Genomic DNA, 15,033 nt, shown 5'->3' on the forward strand with positions numbered 1-15,033 from the left:
TCACCTGCTCGGGGAGGGAGGCGCGGAGTTGTTCTGGTCGGTGTCGTACGGCAGTTCGTGCTCGTCGCCGGCCGGCGTCTCCCCGGTCACCGGGTCGCCGCCGCCACCCGTCTCGGCGGGTACGCCGGACTCGACCTGCACGTCGTCGAAGGGCAGCAGGGGCTCGGCCCACGGGAAGGCGACGTACCACAGCAGGGCCACTGTGGCGGCCACCAGCAGCACCGAGCCGGTCAACTTCCCGACCACGCCGAACGGCAGCTTGCGCCAGATGAACGCGTACATCGGGTCAGCCTCCCAGCTCCGCCGGCCGGCCCGCGGACTTGGGTTGGGTGCGGTCCAGTTCGGCATGGATGATCAGGCGCTGGTAGTTGTCGAACTTCGGGTTGCATGTGGTGAGGGTGAGCATCCGTTTGGTCGCCTTCTTGTCCGGCTCGCCGGGCACCGGCGCCACCACCTCGACCTGGGTCGGCCGGACGATCCGGGACTGCGACACCCGGTAGACGTACCAGTCGGTCTTGCTCTCGACCACGATCGGGTCGCCCTCGTCCAGCTCGTCCAACCGCCAGAAGGTGGCCCGGTTGCGGTGGCCGGCGACGGAGAAGTTGCCCACCTGACCGGGGAGCGCGCTGGTCGGGTAGTGGCCGGGGGCGAAGCGGATGTCCTGTTGGGTGACCCCCTCGACGACGACCCAGTTCTTGTCGAGCTTGGGGATGTAGAGGCCCGCGAGCGGCTTACCGCGTACCGGTGGGGAGGGTTTGACGCTCGGGCCCACCGACGGGGCGACGGTGGGGTCGTCGGTCGGGCCCCACGCCTGGGCCAACTCGTTGTTGAGGTCGTTCTGGTGGGCGTCGACGATGGCCGACTTGCCCCAGACCTCGTAGCCGGCGAAGAGCAGGACCACCAGGCCGAAGGTGATCAGGATTTCGCCGGTGACGCGGACGCCGGTGCGCAGTCGCGAGCCGAACGACGGGCGGGTCAGCTCGGAGTAGACGCTCTTGTAGCCCTCGCCGGTCTGGTGCGGCCGGAGTTGCACCACCCGCTCGCCGCGTCGGGGTTGGGGAGGGTCGGCGGGGTTGGCGCTGGCCGGCTCATCCGGGACGGCGGTGCGGGGGACGGCACCCATCAACGCGGTCGAGTCCATGGTCGGCGGCCTGGTGGCCGGAGTGGCGGGCACGGCCGGAATCAACGCGGTGGCTGCCGGGTCGGCGCCGCGATCCCCGCCGGCGCTCGGCGGGACCCGGCCCGGCCCGGTGGACGGGAAGCCTTCCGACCCGGCCGCTGCGACGCGGTCGGGGGCGGCCGGGGAGACCGGGGTGGCCGGGGAGCCGGTGGATCGGGCGGACCGGTCGGTGACCTGCGGAATGTATGCGGTCGGCGAGTCGGCCAGCGGCGGCGTCGAGGGCCCGGAGGAGACAGGCCGGCTCGGCGTGCCGGAGACCGCCGGCCGGGTCGGCATCGGCATCCCGCCGGGTGCGGCCGGGCGGGTCGGCGCGGCACCCGGCGGTCGGGTCGGTGTGGCACCCGGTGGGTTGCCGGTGCCCGGCGGTCGGGTCGGTGCGGCGCTGGGCGCGGTCGGTCGGGTGGACGCGGCGCTGGGCGCGGGGGGGCGGGTCGGGGCGTTGCCGGGGGCAGCGGGCCGAACCGTGCCCTGGTTGCTGGCGGTCGGTCGACCGGGGGTGGTCGCGGGGGGAAGCCCGGCGCCGCCGTGTGAGCCCGGCCCGGCAGTTGCGCTGCCCGGCCAGGGCGGAGGCGCTTCGGCACCCGGGCGGCCCGGGGTCCCGGTCGGCTCGGGCCGAGTGGCGCTCGGCGGCGGCTGCTCGGCTCGCTGCGGCTGCTCGGCTCGCGGCGGCTGCAGCACCGGCTCGGGCCAGTTGCTGGCCGGGGTGGGTCGGACCGGTGCCGACTCGGGCCGGTCGAACTTGGGCAGGAAGGCGGTCGGCTCGTCGGTCTGGTCCCGGTGTCGCCCGTCGCGTCGCTCGTCCGGCCCGCTCACTTGGGCACCGTAGCCGAGCGCAGGGCGGTGGAATCCTCGAATGCGGGAACTCGCACCGTGGAGGCCGTCTCCTTGTAGCCAAGCTGGTAGTCGTCGACCGCGTCCTTGAACAACCGGACTCCCTGAGAGCTGGCGAGGGCCTGCTGGAGGGCAGCGGGATCGCCGATTGCTACGATCTTGAACGGTGGGGAGTACACCCGGCCGTGAAGTAGCAGGGTGTTACCGACGCAGCGTACCGCGCTGGTGGTGAGCACGCGGACATTCATGATTGACATCGCCTCGGCTCCACCGGCCCAGAGCGCGTTGACCACCGCCTGTACGTCCCCCTGATGCACCACCAGGTCGTCGTTGCTCGCGTCCGACTGCGTCTGGTCCAGCTGGGGCGCGTCGTTCAGCTCGACGGTTACCCCGGGCCCGCTGAGGGCGGTGAACCCGGCGTCCTGGAGGCTGCCCTGGGCGCGATTCTGCTGAGCCTTGATCGGGGCGTCCGAGCCGGCCAGGGTGTTGGTCCGTTGCTCGACCTCGCCGCGCAGTGTGGCGGCGCGACGCTCGCTGGCGGCGACCTGTTCGCGGCGGTCCTCGATGAGCTGGTTGAGCTGGGGGCGCCGGTCCTCCCGGAGAGCGGTGCCGCCCGCGGTGGTCGCAGTGGTGGTGAAGAGCAACCCGGCCGCCGCGGCGATCAGGGGCACCCCGATCGACCAGCCCGGACGGCGTTGGCGCGGTCGCCGGGGCAGCAGCCCGGCGGCGGCCCGTCGGAGGACCTTCTGCCAGGAGGTTGCGCCGGATGTGTACTCCACCGAGCGTTCCTTCCGCGTGTCGGGGATCGGTTCGTGCCGGCTGGGCCGGCGATGCGAACAGTCCCGCCTCTTTCGGTCACTCCGTGCACCGGCCTGACCCCATTCGTGGTCCAGGCGGCCAATCGGGACTACGCTAGCTCTCGAACATTATTGGCCATGGACCGTCGCCCCCGCGCCCGGTTGTCAGGCCGGACGAGGTCGTCACCCCTCTGGAGAGCGCCGTGCCCAAGTCTCAGGTCCGTAAGAAGAAGGTGTACACCCCGCCGACGGACGTCCGTCCGACGACGACGTCGTCGTCGCGCAAGCCTAGCCCGGTGTGGTTGCCGATCACCGCGGTCGCCTTGATCGTCGTCGGGATCGGCTGGCTGGTGCTCTACTACCTGTCCGAGCAGGAGTACCCGGTCATGGCGTGGGGTTACTGGAACCTCGCCGTCGGCTTCGGTGCGATGGTCGCCTCGCTGGCGTTGCTCTCTCGCTGGCGCTGATCCGAGGAGACCGTCGCGTCGGCGGTCCCACGTCACCCCGTCGAGCCCCTGCCCAGCAGGATCGGGTGGGGCCCCCTATGGTGTGCGCAGGCAGCGCGGCCTACTGCGAGATGACTCACGTTACCGCTGGGTAACCTTCGCGTAGGCTGCACTGCATGACCTAGCAGAGCGAGGTCATCAGGCAGCAGACCGGGGAGGCCAACTCGATGGGCAGCGTCCAGATCGTCACCACGATCCTCGCGGCCGCCATCACCGCCGTGGCGGTGTGGCTTGCGGTGCGTGCGGTCCTGAAGATGGTGGCAGTCATCCGGCTCGGGCAACCCGCGCCGGAGCGGTTCTCCGACAAGGTCGCCCGCGCCAGGACGATGCTGGTGGAGACGGCCGGCCACACCCGGATGCTCAAGTGGGGCGTGGTGGGCGCCGCGCACTGGTTCGTGATGGTCGGCTTCGTCGTGCTGTCGCTGCTGGTGCTCGAGGCGTACTTCGAGGTCGGCACCACCGACGGCGGTCTGCCGATCATCGGGCACTGGACGATCTTCGGTCTGGTCACCGAGATCATCGGGGTGCTGAGTCTGGTCGGCATCCTGGTGCTGATGGCGATCCGGCTGCGCAACCGGCCGACCCGCCCGGGCGGGCGGTCCCGGTTCACCGGCTCGACAATGTGGCAGGGCTACTTCGTCGAGTGGATCGTGCTGCTGGTCCTGATTTTCGGCTTCGTGATCCGGGGCTTCAAGGTCGCCACCGACCACTTCGAGTTCCCGTTCTGGGCCACCCCGGTCAGCCACGCGGTCGGTGCGGTGCTGCCCGACTGGGCGGACGGCGTCAGCGTCGCCGCGGCCATCAAGATCATTATTTCGATGACGTGGCTGATCGTCATCTCCCTGAACGTCACGATGGGCGTCGCCTGGCACCGCTTCCTGGCGTTCCCCAACATCTTCTTCAAGCGGGAGCCGGCCAAGCCGGCCGGCTCCGGTCTCGGCGCGCTGCGCCCGATGACGAGCCAGGGCAAGCCGCTCGACTTCGAGGAGGCCGACCCGGAGAAGGACCAGTTCGGCGTTGCCCACGTCGAGCAGTTCAGCTGGAAGGGCCTCCTGGACTTCAGCACCTGCACCGAGTGCGGTCGCTGTCAGTCGCAGTGCCCGGCCTGGAACACCGGCAAGCCCCTGTCGCCCAAGCTGCTCATCCTGAGCCTGCGCGACCACGCGTACGCGAAGGCGCCCTACCTGCTGGCCGGCGGCGGCAAGGACCTGACCGGCGAGGAGAAGGCCACCCAGGCGCAGCTCGCCCACCTGGACGTGCTGGCCCTCGCCGAGGCCGACAAGCCGTTGATCGGCACCGCCGAGGAGGGCGGTGTCATCGACCCGGACGTGCTCTGGTCCTGCACCACCTGCGGCGCCTGCGTGGAGCAGTGCCCGGTGGACATCGAACACGTCGACCACATCGTCGACATGCGCCGCTACCAGGTGCTGATCGAGTCGAGCTTCCCCTCCGAGGCCGGCGTGATGCTGCGCAACCTGGAGAACAAGGGCAACCCGTGGGGCGCCCCGCAGAACACCCGCGAGGACTGGACCAAGGGCCTGGACTTCGAGGTGCCCCGGGTCGGCGAGGTGGACGACTTCGAGTACCTGTTCTGGGTCGGCTGCGCCGGCGCGTTCGAGGACCGGGCCAAGAAGACCACCCGCGCGGTGGCCACGCTGCTCAATGAGGCGGGCGTGAAGTTCGCGATCCTGGGCGAGGGCGAGACCTGCTCCGGCGACCCGGCGCGACGGATCGGCAACGAGTTCGTCTTCCAGATGCTCGCCCAGCAGAACGTGGAGACGCTGAACGAGGCGTTCGAGGGCCGGGACAAGGCCAAGCGCAAGATCGTCGCGACCTGCCCGCACTGCTTCAACACCCTTGGCAACGAGTACGGGCAGCTCGGCGGGGAGTTCGAGGTGGTCCACCACACCCAACTGCTCGCGCACCTGGTCGCCACCGGCAAGCTCACGCCGGTGCAGCCGGTCGACGGCGGCGTCACCTACCACGACCCCTGCTACCTGGGTCGGCACAACCGCGTCTTCGCGGCCCCCCGGGAGGTCCTCGGCGACGCCATCGCGGGCGACCTGACCGAGATGCCGCGGAACAGCGAACGCTCCTTCTGCTGCGGTGCTGGCGGCGCCCGGATGTGGATGGAAGAGAAGATCGGCAAGCGGATCAACGTGGACCGCGTCGAGGAGGCCATGGCCACCGGGGCGAAGACGGTCGCGGTCGGCTGCCCGTTCTGCTCGACCATGCTCAACGACGGGGTCAACGGCAAGGGTGCCGGCGAACAGGTCGAGGTGATCGACGTGGCCAGCGTGCTGCTCCGCTCGGTCAAGCCCGAGCAGCCGCAGGGCGGCAAGGAGACCGCGCCGATCGGCGGCTGAGACGCGTACCCCTGGGATCTGTTCATCGACGGCCTACTCTTGACGACGCTGTTGCCCCTGGTCGGCTTCGTAGCCCTGACCGCGGGCAACGCGTTCTTCGTCGCGGCCGAGTTCGCCCTGGTCACGGTCGACCGGGCGGAGATCGACCGGCGGTCCGCCGCGGGCGACCAGGCCGCCCTGACGGTACGCACGGCGCTGCGCGAACTCTCCTTCCAGCTCTCCGGGGCACAGCTCGGCATCACCATCACCGCGCTGCTCACCGGCTACCTGGCCGAGCCGGCCCTGGCCCGGCTCTTCACCCCGCTGTTGCGCCCGCTGGCCGGGGACAGCACCGAGCGGCTCACCCCGTTCCTCGCGTTGGCCCTGGCCACGCTGATCTCCATGCTCTTCGGCGAGTTGGTGCCGAAGAACGCGGCGCTGGCCCGGCCCATGCCGGCGGCGCTGGCCACGGCCGGCCCGATGCACACCTTCTCCCGGACGTTCGGCTGGGTGATCCGGGGGTTGAACGGCTCGGCGAACCGACTGGTCCGGGCGCTCGGCGTGGAGCCGCAGGAGGAGTTGGCAAGCGCCCGCTCGCCGGAGGAGCTGGGCCTGCTGGCGGCCATCTCGGCGCGGGCCGGCGCGCTGCCCACCGACACGGCGATGCTGCTTCGTCGCACCATCCGCTTCGGTGACAAGCGGGCCGCAGAGGCGATGACCCCCAGGGTGGACGTGGTCGCGCTGCGTGCCACCGCCACCGTGGCCGAGCTGCTGGAGGAGTCGCGGCGGACCGGGCGGACCCGGTTCCCCGTGTACGAGGAGACCCTGGACCTGGTGACCGGTGTGGCCGGTGTGCCCGACGCGCTGGGCGTGCCGCTGGCCGACCGCGCGTCGACCCGGGTCGGCTCGGTGGCCCGCGAGCCGGTGTATGTGCCGGAGAGCCTGAACCTGGACGGTGTCCTGGCCGCGCTGAAGGCGGCCGGGGCCGACCTGGCCATCGTGGTCGACGAGTACGGCGGCACGGACGGCGTGGTGACCGTCGAGGACCTCGTCGAGGAGCTGGTCGGAGAGATCGCCGACGAGTTCGACCCGGCGAGCGTGGACGACAACGGGTCGGCCGAGCTGACAGTGCCGGGCGGTGAGCGCACTGTGCTGGTCGACGGTGTGCTCCGCTCCGACGAGTTGGCCGAGCAGACCGGCTTCCGGCTGCCCGAGGGGCCGTACGAGACCCTGGCCGGGTTCCTGATGGCCCAGCTCGGGCACATCCCGCTCGCCGGCGAGACGGTCGAGACGGACGGCTGGGAGTTCACAGTGGTCGAGGTGGAGCGGCACCGGATCGAGCAGGTCCGGGTGTTGCGCCCGGCGGATCCGGACGACGATGACTGAGCTGCTGGTGACAGTGCTGTTGCTGCTCGGCAACGGGTTCTTCGTGGGCAGCGAGTTCGCGCTCATCGCGTCGCGCCGGACGGTGATCGAGCCGCTGGCCGCCGGGTCGAAACGCGCCCGCTGGGCGTTGTCGGCGATGAACCAGATCCCGCTGATGATCGCTGGCGCGCAGCTCGGCATCACTGTCTGCTCGCTGGGTCTGGGCGCGATCGCCGAACCGGCCCTGGCCCACCTGCTGGAGCCGCCGTTCCACGCGGCCGGCCTGCCGGAGCGGGCGGTGCACCCGGTGGCGTTCGTGCTGGCACTGGGCGTGGTGGTCTTTCTGCACACGGTCGTCGGTGAAATGGTGCCGAAGAACATCACGCTGGCCGGTCCGGAGGTCTCCGCGCTCTGGCTCGGTCCGGCGATGCTGGCATTCTGTGTGGCCACCAAACCGTTGTTGCTCGCGATGAAATGGGCGGCCCGGCGGGTGCTCGCGTTCTGGCGGATCGAGGCGTCCGAGGCGGTGAAGACGGTGTTCACCGCCGAGGAGTTGGCCGGGTTGGTCTCCCAGGCGCGCACCGAGGGGCTGCTCGACGCGGAGCAGCACGCGCGGATCACCGGCGCGCTGGCCCTGCACGCCCGGACGGCGGCGGACGCGCTGCAACCGTGGTCGACGGTGGTGACGGTGGCCGAGGACGTCTCGCCGGCGTCACTGGAGGTGCTGGCGACCCGGACCGGCCGGTCCCGGTTCCCGGTGGTGCAGCGGTCGACCCGTCGGGTGCTCGGCTTTGTGCACGTCAAGGACGTGCTCGGGTACGCCGGGCAGGGCCGCCGGTCCCCGGTGCCGGCCGACGTCTACCGGCCGCTGGCGGTGGTGCCGCCGGACCGTACGCTGGCCGACCTGCTGCTGGCGATGCGTCGCGAACGGCGGCACATGGTGCTGGTCAGCGACGGGCGACGGCCACTCGGTGTGGTCACTCTTGACGATGTATTGACCGCAATCGTTGGGTGATGGACGAATACCCTTGGTGTGCAAGCGGTTGCACGACAGTGATGGTTACCGCGCTCGCCTTGATTACCGCCCGCAGCTTCCCTAATGTGGGGCACCGACCGCTGTGGGTCGTCTGCCTCGGCCCTTCCCTCACGCGAGGCGCCCGGCGGTCGGTTGCAAAGGAGTCGGTGCCGGTGGCAACCATGCCCCCTCATCGTCACGACCTGAACGCGTCTGCTCGCTCTGGTGGCCTGCGCCGCGTCGCGCACCGGGTGCTGATCCTGGTCGCCGCGGCGGCGGTCGGCGCCGGTCTGCTGACCGCGCCGGCACATGCCGCGCCCACGGTCGACGAGATCGAGGCGCAGATCGACAAGAAGTGGGAGCAGTTGGAGCCCACCATCGAGCAGTACAACAAGGTCCGGGCGCAGCTGAAGGTCAACCGGCAGAAGTCGGCGAGCCTGCAGAAGAAGATCGAGCCGCTGTCGCTTCAGAGCGAGCTGGCGCTCAACCGGGTTGGCGACCTCGCCTCCCGCTACTACATCTCCGGCCCGTCGCACGACATCGGCGCGCTGCTGGTCAGCGCCAAGCCGGACACGCTCACCGAGCAGCTCACCATCCTTGACCGGCTCGCTTCGCAGGAGCGCAAGGAGGTCGAGGGTGTGCTGGCCGTGCGGGCCAAGTACGACGGCGAGAAGCAGAAGCTGGACGCGCTGATCGTCACCCAGACCAAGCAGCAGAACGAGCTGGCGGCCAAGAAGAAGCAGATCGATGCCGAGATCAAGCAGCTCGAGGCGTCGATGCCGAAGACCACTGTCAAGACCGCGGCCTGCCCGACCATCAACGGCGTGGTCAGCGCGGCGGCACGCACCGCGATCAAAACCGCCTGCGGCAAGGTCGGCAAGCCGTACGTCTGGGGTGCCACCGGGCCTAACTCGTTCGACTGCTCGGGGCTGACCCAGTACGCCTACAAGGCGGCCGGGATCTACCTCACCCACCACACCGGTGACCAGTGGAACGAGGGCAAGGCCATCTCGCGCGGCGATGCCCGCCCCGGTGACCTGGTCTTCTTCTTCTCCGGCCTGAGTCATGTCGGGCTCTATCTGGGCAACAACACCATGGTGCACGCGCCACGTGCCGGTAAGCCGGTGCAGGTGTCCAGCATCAACACCATGCCCGTCGCCGGATTCCGCAGACCCGGCTGATCCACCTCGCGCGACACGAAGGCCCCCGGTCACCGACCGGGGGCCTTCGTGGTTCTCAGCGCGGCGCGCCGACCGGGGACGGCAACAGCTGCACGTCGGCGAGGTCGACGTACATGATCCGGTGGCCGAACTGGATCTGCGCGTACCGGTTCTTGCCGCGAATCACCGTCCAGTCGCCGGGCGAGGAGCCGTCGAACGTGCTGGCCCGGTAGTACTCGCCGGCCAGCACCGCGCCGACGGCGTACCGCTGCCCGGCGGCCAGGGTGTACTGGAGCGGCGAGATCGCCTGGTAGGGCACCCCTTCCGGGTACGCGGACTGCTCCGGGTACGCCCGTCCGTAGACCGGAACGGTGGTCCGGCCGGGCTTCGGCGTGGCCACGACGCCGACGGTCCAACTGGCGGTCGGCGCGGACGCCGGGTTGTGGAACCAGGCCCGCTGCCCGAGGTACCAGATCGCCGTCCAGTCGCCCTGCCGCCCGGCCAGCGCGTATGTCTGCCCGGCGGATGCCCGGGCCCCGTGGTCCGACACGGTCATCGTGTTCGGGCTGCCGTCCGGGCGGAGCGCGATGTCGTTGACGAGCGGCGCGTCCGCGGACGGTGCGCTGCGCAGCACCACCGCCGAGGAGCCGCGTGGCGCGCAGGGCACGCCCGGGGTGACGCAGCCGGTGAACGCCGGCTGGTTGGTGGTGTAGTCCGGGTCGATCCGGACCATTCCGGTGGCCGGGGTGCCGGTGTCCAGTCGAGGTGCGTGCAGCAGGTCGAAGTAGTGCGTCCAGTCCCAGTACGGGCCCGGATCCCAGTGCATTCCCCGCACTGTCGAGGGAATGGTGCCGGGCACGTTGTCGTGGCCGATGATGTGCTGGCGGTCCAGTGGGATGCCCAGCCGCAGCGCCAGGTGCCGGACCAGCTTCGCCGAGGTCCGGTACATCGCCTCGGTGTACCAGGTGCCCTGCGCCGCGAAGCCCTCGTGTTCCAGCCCGATCGACTTCGCGTTGACGTACCAGTTGCCGGCGTGCCAGCCGACGTCCTTGGTCTTCACGTGCTGCGCGATGTGCCCGTCGACCGAGCGCAGCGAGTAGTGCCAGCTCACGTAGGTCGGGTCCTGGACGAGTTTCAGGGTCGTGGCCCAACTCGCCTCGGTGTCGTGGATGACTATGTACTCGATCTTCTGCCGGGCGGGTCGATCGGAGAGGTCGTGGTTGCCGTAGTCCCCGTCGCCGAACGCTTCGTAGGGCGCCGGGATCCACTCGCAGGAGATGGTGCGGGGGCACTCCACCCCGTCCGGGCGGGCCAGGCGGCGCAGGCCCAGCCGGTCCAACCAGGAACGCTCGGGCCGCACCACACGGGCCGGCAGGGTGATCCGCTGGCCGTCGTCGGTCACCCGGACTTCGCCCGCGCCGATGGTGGTGAAGACCTCGTCGGCGAAGGCCGCCGCGGCGTCGGCGCTGTCCGCGCCCGAGTAGCGGGCGACCGCGCCGTACCAGGCCGCCGGGTCGGTGTCCGCGCCGACCGGCGCGCCCAGATCCCTCTGGTACGCGCTCAGCAGCGCAGCCCCACCCCGGATGTTGAGGCCCGCGTCGGTGCGCAGTGCCTCGGGGGTGGCGCCGGTCAGCGTGGCGGCGGTGTCGACGGTCTGCAACGCGGCGGTGGACGGCGCGGGTGCCTCGACCGGCCGGGGCGCGGGCACCCGGGTGGGACGGGAGTCGTCGCCGCGTGGGTCCTCGGCACCGGCGTCGTGGTGGCCGCGCCCGGGTAGGGCGGCCACGTGCCGGGCGTCGGTCAGGTGCATCGGGCCGTAGCCGCCACTGGTGCTCGGTGTGCCGGCGTTGGTGTCCCAGCGCGACTCCAGGTAGGAGACGCCGAGCAGCACGACGGCCGGCACGCCGTACTCGGTGGCCGCTGCGGCGTACTGCTGCTGGCGGTCGGTGGTGGGCGCGGCGGCGGCCGGGTCGACGGAGAGTGGCACAGTGGTCGCGGCGGCGATCACTGTGACGGCGAGCAGCGCGCGCCAGCCGGTCGACAGGGTTGGATGGTGCATCGAACCCCCTAGATTCTCGCGGAGTGAGGTCAGGTCACCATCGCGCCGTCCGGGAGGTCGCGTCAATACCTTTCCATCTATCGAAGCATGCGGAAAGAATTCTTCACACACGGTCGGTGACCTAGTCCAATCCGTACGGAGTGTCACTGCCGCACGGGTTGCGGATCGGTAACAAGCGTCTCTACTCTGGTCATTCGTCGGCCCGACAGCAGCTCCGCCCAGCCCGGGCGGTAACGGACCGACACCGCCGAGTCGTTTCCGAAACGAACCGGGGACCCAGGTCCCTCGGGGTGAATCCGCAGCCACTGCGGTAGGGCGCCGACTTCCCGCCCGAACCCGTCAGCTAACCCGGTAGGCGGTCAGGAAGAAGGAGTACGGAACCCCGGTGGCACTCCATGCCCCGCGGCCGTCGTCCGAGCGGTCGGCATCAGCCGGCCCGGCGTCGATCGTGCCGCGCCCACGCTGGTCCCGCTTCACCACCGCACTCGCCGCGCTGGCCGGCATCGCCGTCGTTCTGACCGGCAGTGCCACGGCGGCTCACGCCGACCCGTCCGTCGCCGAGATCGAGCGCCAGATCGACGCCGACTGGAACAAGCTCGAACCGATCATCGAACGGCACAACGCCACCCGCACCGACCTCGCCGCGAAGCGCAAGCAGGCCGACGCGCTGGCCGCCCGGATCACTCCGCTCGAGCGCCAGGTCGACGCCGCGATGAACAAGGTCAGCGCCCTGGCCGTGCGCGCCTACATGGGTGAGAACGTCTCGACCGTCAACGCGATGCTGGGTAGCCGGTCGCCCAGCGAGGTGGTCGGCCAGCTGGAAATGCTCGACCGCTTCGCGCACAACCAGCAGAAGGACGTACGCCAGGTGGCCGACCTGCGCGACCAGTTGGCCGCGCAGAAGGCGCCACTGGACGAGATGGTGGCCCAGCTGAGCCGCACGGAAGCTCAGCTGGCGGCGAAGAAGAAGCAGATCAACGACGAGATCGACCGCCTACAGAAGTTGCGCCTCAAGGTGTACGGCAGCGGCGGCGGCGGTCCGCTGCGCCCGGCGCCCTGCCCGGGCAGCTACCCCGGCGGCGCCGCGGGCACCGCTGTCAAGTTCGCCTGTGCGCAGATCGGCAAGCCCTACGTCTGGGGTGCCGAGGGCCCGAACTCGTACGACTGCTCCGGGCTGATGCTGGCCGCCTGGGCGAAGGCCGGCGTGTCGCTGCCGCACAACGCCGCCGCACAGAGCCGGGTCACCAAGAACGTCAGCAAGGGAGACCTGCGCCCCGGCGACCTGGTCTTCTACTACAGCGACATCCACCACGTCGGCATGTACGTCGGCGGCGGCTGGGTGGTGCACGCCTCGCAGGCCGGCCAGCCGGTCAAGATGAAGAAGGTCGACGACGGCCCGATCCACAGCTATGGCCGTCCAGGCTGACCCCGAGTGATCGAAGGGCCCGTCGCGATCGGTCGCGGCGGGCCCTCGTCGTCTCGGTTCTAGCTCAGCGGGTTGGCCAGGTGCGCCAGTGCTGCCAGGCGCGGCTGGGCGTCGGCCCCCGCTGGCCCTGGTAGCGCGAGCCGTAGACCACCGAGCCGTACGGGTGCTCGGCCGGTGAGGAGAGCCGGAAGATGCAGAGCTGCCCGATCTTCATGCCCGGCCACAGGGTGATCGGCAGGTTCGCCACGTTCGAGAGCTCCAGCGTCACGTGACCGGAGAAGCCCGGGTCGATGAAGCCGGCGGTGGAGTGCGTGAGCAGCCCGAGCCGGCCCAGGGAGCTCTTGCCCTCAAGTCGGCCGGCGAGCTGGTCACCCAGCGAGATGACCTCCAGCGTCGAGGCGAGCACGAACTCCCCCGGGTGCAGCACGAACGGCTCGCCGTCGGGGACCTCGACCGCCGAGGTCAGGTCGTCCTGCTGCATCGCGGGATCGATGTGGGTGTAGAGGTGGTTGTTGAAGACCCGGAACAGCCGGTCGAGTCGGACGTCGATGCTGGACGGTTGGACCAGGGTGGGCTCGAACGGCTCCAAGCCCAGCGTGCCGGCCTTGATCTCGGAGACCAGGTCACGGTCGGAGAGCAGCATCGGACCACCATAGCCGCGTAGCCAAAAGTGCCCGGATTCGGTGCCGGTGACCAGCGCGTCGAGGTCGCTGCTCGTACATTTGTTCGATAGAATGCCCACATGGCTTCCTGGTCCGAATTCGCCGCCGACGAGCCCCGACTCGCCGACGGGATCCGCGTTCTCCTCCAGCAATACGGGCCGGGCTTCGGCTATCTGGCCACGGTCCGTGCCGACGGCGGGCCCCGCGTCCATCCGGTCTCCCCGGTCATCACCGCCGAGGGGCTGTTCTGCTTCATCATCGACTCGCCCAAGCGCCGCGACCTCGAACGTGACGGCCGTTACGCGCTGCACTCGTTCCCCGCGGAGGAGAGCGACGACGAGGCGTACGTGGCGGGGCGTGCCCGTCCGGTGACCGATCCGGTCCTCGTGGCGCAGTTGGCGCACAGCGCCCGGGCCGAGCCGCAGGTCGACTGGCGGCTCTTCGAGTTCACGGTCGACGTGGCCATGCTCACCCGCCGCGAGCAGCACATCGCTGGCATCCCGGGCCTCGCGCCGGGTCGGCCGGCCGTTCGGGTCTGGCTCGACCCAAACGCCCCGTCGGCGGTGGCCGCGCCCCTCGCCGTCCCGCAGGCCCGCCCGACCCGCCTCAGCCGTGACGTCCAGTGCACGGCCGCCTGACCACGGCCGGAAGATCATCGGTGCCGGCTCCGTCGTAACGGAGCCGGCACCAGGGCACCCGTACCAGACCGCCGCCCGCCGCCTGCGGTGATCAACTCGACTTCAAGAAAATCGCGGTGTCCCAGCGCTCCGGATGCCCCGACTTCCAGAAAGCCGAGTGGATCAACCCGGGCGGAGCGGTACGGGGACACCTGCGGCCGGCGGGGGTACCTGGGTGCACGGGTTCGACGACTCGGGTACAGTGGTGCCGCTTGCGGGTGTAGTTCAATGGCAGAACATCAGCTTCCCAAGCTGACAGTGCGGGTTCGATTCCCGTCACCCGCTCCACTGCGAAGGCCCTGATCAGGACGTGAGTCCCGGTCAGGGCCTTCGATGTTCCTGGACCACGAGCACCCGGCGGCCCAGCAACGGGACCACGTGCCGGGCCTCAACTTCTCACTGGGGCCGCTTCGAATCCCGTACCAGCCGGCGCAGATGGTGTGTCGCTCAGCGGGATCTCGCAGACGGTGCGCCAAGGGCTGACGTCCGGCGTTCCGGCGATGAGCCGGACCCGGTCGACGGCTGTGCGGATCGGCAGGTGTGCGGAGATGGTTTCCGCGGCGTGGCTCAGCGTGGGCTTGGCGGCGTCGTGACCGATGGTCAGGTGTGGCACCACGTCACCGTGCGCCCCGGCATAAGGCGGCGCCTCGGGAAACTGTTGCCACACCGCCGCAGTGAGCTGCCGGAACGGGCGATCTGGCTGCGGAGCAAGCCAGACGACCGTGTCACCAAACCAGCCGACGTGCGTCAGTGCGACCTCGAACCGCGGTATCCCGGCAATGGTCTCGCGCAGCACCGCCAAGACCTGCTCATCGATCTGCTGCGGGGGCAGGAACGGGTAGAGGACTGTCACGTGCGCTGGCACGCCCCACCCGGCGGCCCGGTCGAGCGATGCCCGGAACCGGCCCACCGCCTCCTCGGCCTCGGGTATCGGCACGATGAGGGCCGTCTGTGTCGGTTCCATCCCCGCAGTTTCCAACGACGATGGGTGCCGGTCCACCGGATTCGCA

General features: G+C 70.3%; 13 protein-coding genes, 1 tRNA gene and 1 riboswitch. Of the genes, 8 read left to right on the forward strand and 6 right to left on the reverse strand.

Going from position 1 to position 15,033, the window contains the following annotated elements; genetic code table 11:
* Genes FB453_RS19065 through FB453_RS19075 form a run of 3 tightly spaced genes read right to left on the reverse strand, consistent with a single transcriptional unit; the run spans nucleotide 1 to nucleotide 2,790 of the window.
* Nucleotides 1-282, reverse strand: coding sequence for a hypothetical protein (locus FB453_RS19065; protein ID WP_112583986.1), 282 nt, complete (start codon nucleotides 280-282; stop codon nucleotides 1-3).
* Nucleotides 283-286: 4 nt separating this feature from the next.
* Entirely contained in the window at nucleotides 287-1,993 is a 1,707-nt protein-coding gene (locus FB453_RS19070) for a class E sortase (RefSeq protein WP_145792009.1), read from the reverse strand.
* Nucleotides 1,990-2,790 carry a DUF881 domain-containing protein gene (locus tag FB453_RS19075; protein ID WP_091396339.1) on the reverse strand — a complete coding sequence of 267 codons (801 nt, stop codon included), beginning with the start codon at nucleotides 2,788-2,790 and terminating at the stop codon, nucleotides 1,990-1,992. Before FB453_RS19075 ends, FB453_RS19070 begins: the two co-directional genes overlap by 4 nt.
* 221 nt (nucleotides 2,791-3,011) lie before the next feature.
* Here FB453_RS19075 and FB453_RS19080 point away from each other — a divergent pair, with 221 nt between their 5' ends.
* From FB453_RS19080 to FB453_RS19100, 5 genes are all read left to right on the forward strand, one after another.
* Nucleotides 3,012-3,275 (forward strand): cell division protein CrgA, encoded by a 264-nt coding sequence (locus FB453_RS19080; protein ID WP_112583988.1) that lies wholly within the window; start codon nucleotides 3,012-3,014, stop codon nucleotides 3,273-3,275.
* A gap of 206 nt (nucleotides 3,276-3,481) precedes the next feature.
* Entirely contained in the window at nucleotides 3,482-5,680 is a 2,199-nt protein-coding gene (locus FB453_RS19085; RefSeq protein ID WP_145792012.1) for a (Fe-S)-binding protein, read from the forward strand.
* A 39-nt stretch (nucleotides 5,681-5,719) separates the two neighbouring features.
* A complete protein-coding gene (locus tag FB453_RS19090) occupies nucleotides 5,720-7,045 on the forward strand; it encodes a hemolysin family protein (RefSeq protein WP_258401669.1) in 1,326 nt (441 codons plus the stop codon).
* Complete coding sequence (locus tag FB453_RS19095) at nucleotides 7,038-8,039, forward strand: hemolysin family protein (protein WP_112601088.1); 1,002 nt, start codon at nucleotides 7,038-7,040, stop codon at nucleotides 8,037-8,039. Before FB453_RS19090 ends, FB453_RS19095 begins: the two co-directional genes overlap by 8 nt.
* A 167-nt stretch (nucleotides 8,040-8,206) precedes the next feature.
* Nucleotides 8,207-9,220, forward strand: a complete 1,014-nt coding sequence (locus FB453_RS19100) for a C40 family peptidase (RefSeq protein ID WP_186718381.1) — start codon at nucleotides 8,207-8,209, stop codon at nucleotides 9,218-9,220.
* Nucleotides 9,221-9,275: 55 nt separating this feature from the next.
* Here the strand turns inward: FB453_RS19100 and FB453_RS19105 are convergent, their stop codons facing one another.
* Nucleotides 9,276-11,258, reverse strand: a complete 1,983-nt coding sequence (locus tag FB453_RS19105; protein WP_145792018.1) for a peptidoglycan recognition protein family protein — start codon at nucleotides 11,256-11,258, stop codon at nucleotides 9,276-9,278.
* Between the two features lie 235 nt (nucleotides 11,259-11,493).
* A riboswitch (cyclic di-AMP (ydaO/yuaA leader) is annotated at nucleotides 11,494-11,630 on the forward strand.
* A 13-nt stretch (nucleotides 11,631-11,643) separates the two neighbouring features.
* On the opposite strand from FB453_RS19105, the gene FB453_RS19110 reads away from it, so the two are divergent.
* Nucleotides 11,644-12,684 carry a C40 family peptidase gene (locus FB453_RS19110; RefSeq protein ID WP_145792020.1) on the forward strand — a complete coding sequence of 347 codons (1,041 nt, stop codon included), beginning with the start codon at nucleotides 11,644-11,646 and terminating at the stop codon, nucleotides 12,682-12,684.
* Between the two features lie 64 nt (nucleotides 12,685-12,748).
* Here the strand turns inward: FB453_RS19110 and dcd are convergent, their stop codons facing one another.
* Complete coding sequence (gene dcd, locus FB453_RS19115; RefSeq protein ID WP_030332009.1) at nucleotides 12,749-13,327, reverse strand: dCTP deaminase; 579 nt, start codon at nucleotides 13,325-13,327, stop codon at nucleotides 12,749-12,751.
* A gap of 99 nt (nucleotides 13,328-13,426) precedes the next feature.
* Here dcd and FB453_RS19120 point away from each other — a divergent pair, with 99 nt between their 5' ends.
* Together FB453_RS19120 and FB453_RS19125 are read left to right on the forward strand one after the other, a co-directional pair.
* Nucleotides 13,427-13,984, forward strand: coding sequence for a pyridoxamine 5'-phosphate oxidase family protein (locus FB453_RS19120; protein WP_112586041.1), 558 nt, complete (start codon nucleotides 13,427-13,429; stop codon nucleotides 13,982-13,984).
* A gap of 253 nt (nucleotides 13,985-14,237) precedes the next feature.
* Nucleotides 14,238-14,311: transfer RNA gene (locus FB453_RS19125), tRNA-Gly, on the forward strand.
* A 100-nt stretch (nucleotides 14,312-14,411) separates the two neighbouring features.
* On the opposite strand, the gene FB453_RS19130 is transcribed toward FB453_RS19125, so the two are convergent.
* Entirely contained in the window at nucleotides 14,412-15,002 is a 591-nt protein-coding gene (locus tag FB453_RS19130; protein WP_486480334.1) for a 2'-5' RNA ligase family protein, read from the reverse strand.
* Nucleotides 15,003-15,033 lie beyond the last annotated feature (31 nt).

Source organism: Micromonospora sp. CNZ322 (assembly GCF_007827755.1).